The organism is Paenibacillus sp. 598K, from assembly GCF_003851045.1.
Taxonomy (GTDB): domain Bacteria; phylum Bacillota; class Bacilli; order Paenibacillales; family Paenibacillaceae; genus Paenibacillus_D.
In genome coordinates, this window is sequence record NZ_BFBX01000012.1 from 1 (window position 1) to 3,541 (window position 3,541).

Consider the following 3,541-nt stretch of genomic DNA (forward strand, 5'->3'; position numbering starts at 1 on the left):
TAGACGGTACGGAGTACTAGGCGCTACATCAAAAAAGCTCGTTCGTCAGGTCCCAGAGACCGTCGAACGAGCTTTTCTACTATTTGCGACGCTGCATTAATCCGTACAACGCGAACCCCGCGAAGCCGCCGCCGACATGCGCCATCAGATCGATCTGCTGAATGAAGACAGACATGAGCAGACCGATGACGAGGATCGTCACGACCGTCTTGCGCGAAGCGACATCCAGCTTGTGCCGCTGCAGCAGCACGATGTGCAGGAACGCCCCAAACACGCCGTAGATGCCGCCTGACGCGCCCACAGATAACTCGGCCAGCTCAGACGTCTTCGTCATCATCAAGCTCAGGAAGTTGCCTGCGACGCCGCACAGCAGGTAGAAGATGATGTACCGGACATGTCCGAGCAGCCGCTCCAGCGGCGGCGCGAAGACGAGCAGCGAAAAACAGTTGAACAGCATATGCTCCCATCCGATATGGAGGAACATCGAGGTGACGTAACGCCAAGGCTCCTCCAGCCCGAATGGATCGCCGAGCGGATACCGGACAAATGCGCCCCAGCGATACAGATTCAAATTATTGAGCGAGCCCCCGGTTAGCTCCAGGATAGCGAACATGACCACATTGATCGCCAGCAGCGCCGATGTGATGGGATACAGCTTCAGGTAGGAGCGGAAGCTCTCATAACGTAAAAAGATCAACGGAACGCCTCCTTATGCGCCTGTCTCATTGGACAAGGGTCTCGACGAACGATTATAATGAATGGGGTAATCCAATACTTAGCATCTGATAGAGGAGGAATTGTTACTCATGACTCAACAACGTAAAGGTGTAGCCACCCTTAAAGGCAATCCGATCACCCTGCTCGGCCCAGAATTGAAAGTCGGCGATCCGGCTCCTGACTTCGTACTGAACAAATCGCTGGTCGACAGCGTCTCGCTGAAGGACTTTGCCGGCAAAGTGAAGCTGATCAGCGTCGTCCCTTCGATCGATACGGGCGTATGTGACGCACAGACGCGCCGCTTCAATGAAGAAGCCGCATCGCTCGGCGACAGCGTAGTCATCCTGACCGTAAGCGTCGATCTGCCCTTCGCGCAGTCCCGCTGGTGCGGCGCAGCCGGTGTCGACCGTGTCACATTGCTCTCCGACTACAAGGACAACAACTTCGGAGCCGCCTATGGCGTCCTCATCGAAGAGCTCAAGCTCGACATGCGCGCGATCTTCGTCCTCGATGCCGACGACACGATCCGCTACGTCGAGGTGCTGCCGGAGATGACCGAGCATCCGAACTACGAGCAGGCGCTCGAAGCGGTACGCGGACTCATCTAAGCCGCGCCCGAATCGAAAATAAAGCGAGTGAAGGCAACCCCTTCCTCGCTTTATTTGTGCTATGGACTGTTCGTCTTATATGCGGCCATCTTCTTATCCAAGGTCCGGTAAATATCAAGGATGACCCGATAATTGGAACCAAGGTCCCCGAATGAGCCTCGGGAAGCCGAATAAATATCCACTGCCGTCGTTACCGGATTAATGCTAATGACCGACACCGTAATATCCATCGTTCTGCCGGTTGCCGTTCGCTTCTCGACGACGATCTCGCCTACAGACTGCACTTCGTGAAGTACCTTGTAGCCCTGCATCTTCTTGAGCGTCGACACGACATCCTCCCATACCTTATCCTTTGACAGCTTGTAGTAATGGGATTTCAACAACGGATCCTTTGCCTTGTCACCCGTCTGTTCAAAACTGCGGAGCAGTCCGATCAGTGTCCGTTTCAACAACGACATCTCCCCCTCCAACGTCTATGTATATGCGAGTCAAGACAACCTCTATAGGTTGGACTTGCGACCGGCTTCGGTTGCCAGAGCCGCAACGTCCCGAATACGCCGAAAGACAAGCTCGTATAAGAGCTGAACTTATACGAGCTTGGATATACCCGACTGGCAGCCGGGCGGATAGTTATAGACATCCCCGCGTTTGCCGTCCGGCAAGCTTGTTTCTGAACCCGCTCTCGCAGGTGGGTGACCGCAGAGACGCTTTTGAAGTCCCTTTTCGGGGGCATGACAGCTGCATCTCGATGTAGGTCTCCCTTCATTCAGCCATTGGTTCAAAACAAGGAAATGCCGTAACGCACACCGCAGGATGTATTGATATTATAGTCCTTTTGTCCGGGATTGTAAACTTTCGCGACCCGCAGCTACTTGCGTTCCTCGATCTCATCCTTAACGGAAGCCCCGTCCATGCGCGCAAGCTCGAGGTCCTCTTGCTCCTCCTCGCTCCGTCTCGCCTCCTCCTCGGCAGCCGCTTTCTCCGCTTGCATCTGCAGCTTCTGATAGATCAGGTAGAAGTTGTAGAACGAGACGGTGGCGATGATGCTGCCCATAAAGAAAGGAATCAGAAACGTGAACTGAAAGCTGATAAAGACAACGGCGCCGCTCATAATGACGGTCGACAGCGACCGGAAGGGCCGGCCGATCGTAATTAGGATGGCGTTTTTGAGCAGCTGGAATGTCTTCATATGGTAGTGAACCATCATGGAGAAGTAGTTGAACATCGAGATGAACAGGAGAATCATCAGACCGATGAACACAAACGACAGCAGCTGGAACGACGACAGCTCATTCAAATATACACGATAGTCCACGTACATGATGACATATAGCGCCGTGTACAAAATTCCGCCCAGCATACTCTGGACATAGTTCTCCTTGTAGCTTCGGAAATACGTCTTGAAGAGGGGGACGTCCACCTCGCCCATAACCCATTTGCGCGCGACGGCAAACATCGCCGCCGTTGCCGGGAAGAAGGTGAACGGGGCGACAATCGCCCCCAAAATGAGCGAGGAAAGAAGCTCGTCCTCCGTCGTCGAAAAAAGCAGCGCCGTTGCGATCAGAAACACAAATGGAATGGAGCAGAGCATCCAGAGCACATTGGTCACGGACAGCCGCATAATCCATTCGGAGATTTTGTAAAAGCCCCCCATGAGGCCTCTCATTTCCATCTTGACTCCCCCTAAAACTGTACTGACTCGCGCGAGGCCTGAGGTTTTAGTAAACGTTCTCAACCACGCCTGTCCCAAAGGATTGCTGTCCGGCATACGCCTATTTTGGTCTGCAGTAGGCACTCGTCTAAACGGCTGCCACCCATCAGCCATACTATATGGTGTAATCCAAACCAACATCGCTAAAGGAGGTTGCCGCATGAGCGAAGAAAGATACGGATACGGACACGGTGGCTTCGCAACTTCGACAGGAATCATTCTCGTGTTGTTCATCCTGCTCGTAATTATCGCCAAGACATTCCTGTACTAAAAAGCCCCTTCACCGCATGACGAAAACCGGGGGATCCACGGCCTTCCAAGCAAAAGCTTAAGGGGGCCATGGATCGATTCCCGGTTATTTGTCGTTTAGTTGTTTACATAATCGTCGGAGGAGCTGCGCGGACGTCTGCCGCCATCGCCGCTACGTCCTTCGCCACTGCGACCTTCGTCACGGCTGCCATAGCCGCCGCGTCCGCTGCCGTAGCTGCTGCCGCGATTGCTGCTG

5 protein-coding genes and 1 other RNA gene are annotated in these 3,541 nt (G+C 53.9%); 2 read left to right on the top strand and 4 right to left on the bottom strand.

Annotated features, from left to right (window positions below):
• Positions 1–79: 79 nt before the first annotated feature.
• Entirely contained in the window at positions 80–697 is a 618-nt protein-coding gene (locus PA598K_RS05455) for a rhomboid family intramembrane serine protease (protein ID WP_128655968.1), read from the bottom strand.
• A 109-nt stretch (positions 698–806) separates the two neighbouring features.
• Here PA598K_RS05455 and tpx point away from each other — a divergent pair, with 109 nt between their 5' ends.
• A complete protein-coding gene (gene tpx, locus PA598K_RS05460) occupies positions 807–1,325 on the top strand; it encodes a thiol peroxidase (protein ID WP_128655969.1) in 519 nt (172 codons plus the stop codon).
• Between the two features lie 59 nt (positions 1,326–1,384).
• Here tpx and PA598K_RS05465 read toward each other — a convergent pair whose 3' ends face one another.
• The 3 genes from PA598K_RS05465 to PA598K_RS05475 form a co-directional block, all read right to left on the bottom strand.
• Positions 1,385–1,783 carry a DUF1499 domain-containing protein gene (locus PA598K_RS05465; protein ID WP_128655970.1) on the bottom strand — a complete coding sequence of 133 codons (399 nt, stop codon included), beginning with the start codon at positions 1,781–1,783 and terminating at the stop codon, positions 1,385–1,387.
• Between the two features lie 177 nt (positions 1,784–1,960).
• Positions 1,961–2,143: non-coding RNA, 6S RNA (gene ssrS / locus PA598K_RS05470), on the bottom strand.
• A gap of 50 nt (positions 2,144–2,193) precedes the next feature.
• Complete coding sequence (locus PA598K_RS05475) at positions 2,194–2,997, bottom strand: YesL family protein (protein WP_128655971.1); 804 nt, start codon at positions 2,995–2,997, stop codon at positions 2,194–2,196.
• Between the two features lie 199 nt (positions 2,998–3,196).
• Here PA598K_RS05475 and PA598K_RS37235 point away from each other — a divergent pair, with 199 nt between their 5' ends.
• Positions 3,197–3,307 (top strand): sporulation protein YjcZ, encoded by a 111-nt coding sequence (locus PA598K_RS37235; protein ID WP_221414096.1) that lies wholly within the window; start codon positions 3,197–3,199, stop codon positions 3,305–3,307.
• Positions 3,308–3,541 lie beyond the last annotated feature (234 nt).